Annotated in this window: 1 protein-coding gene; it reads left to right on the forward strand. The window is 41.9% G+C overall.

Translation table 11 applies throughout. The annotated features are described in order from the left end of the window. On the forward strand, window positions 1–1238 hold a 1238-nt coding region (locus ACNFN4_RS22120), incomplete at both ends, for an amino acid adenylation domain-containing protein (RefSeq protein WP_448200485.1).

The raw sequence follows: 1238 nt of genomic DNA on the forward strand, positions 1-1238 counted from the left end.
AGCAATGCCAGAAGACTCCAGATGCTATTGCAGTCAAATTAGGACAAGATACATTGACCTATGGCGAGTTGGCGAGAAAATCCAATCAGGTCGCTCGCTATTTAGCAGAACAAAACTATGCGCACAATTCTTATATTGGAGTTTGGGCAGAGAGACGAATCGAGACCATTGTAAATACGGTGGGTATTTTAAAAGCCGGCCATGCTTATATTCCTGTGAATCCGGAACATCCTGAGGAAAGAATAAAATATATCGTGGAACATAGTGATATCAAGCTGATGATTCATCCGGATTTATATGAAAAAGAGAACCTGTCCACCTATAACGATGGCGCCTTAGAACTGTTAGAAGGCTGCCAGCAGGATAAAGCCTATGCTATCTATACGTCAGGAAGTACTGGACATCCTAAGGGTGTTGTGATCACCCATGAAGCAGTAGTGAATACATTATTAGATATTAATGAGAGATTCAAAGTAGGCAGCGAAGATAAAATCATAGCCCTATCATCGATGAGCTTTGATTTATCCGTCTATGATATTTTTGGAGCACTCATTAGTGGAGCCCAGTTAGTATTAATTCCAGATCTTTTAGATATGAGTAGCATTCACCAGATCATGATCGAAGAAGAAATCACGATATGGAATTCGGTTCCGGCCATTATGGATATGTATCTGGAAAGCACAAAACAAGACACAGTGCGGAGATCTGCAGCAGAGCGCTTACGTATGGTGATGCTAAGTGGAGACTGGATTTCTCTTGGTTTGCCGGAGAAAATCAAAACAAGAATGCCAAAAGCACAAGTGATCGGGTTAGGTGGAGCAACGGAAGGCTCTATATGGTCCATCTATTTCCCAATCACAGAAGTGAAGCCAGAGTGGAAAAGTATCCCTTATGGATATCCGTTGAAAAATCAACAAATTTACGTACTGGATGATTGTGGAGAAGAATGCCCGGTAGGCGTTCCAGGAGAACTGCATATTGGTGGAAAAGGAGTCGCCGCAGGTTATCTCAATGAAGAAGAGAAGACGAAGGCCGCCTTTATCAACCATAGATTAGGGTATCTGTACAAAACAGGTGATTATGGTGTCATGCGTCAGGAAGGATATGTAGACTTCCTTGGAAGAAAAGATAGTCAAGTAAAGATACGTGGACATCGTGTCGAACTGGGAGAAATAGAACACTGTATCAATCATTTGCCCAATATTCACCAGTCCGTAGTCGCTGATTATAGTGATTCA

This window comes from Bacillus sp. N1(2025), assembly GCF_053470005.1.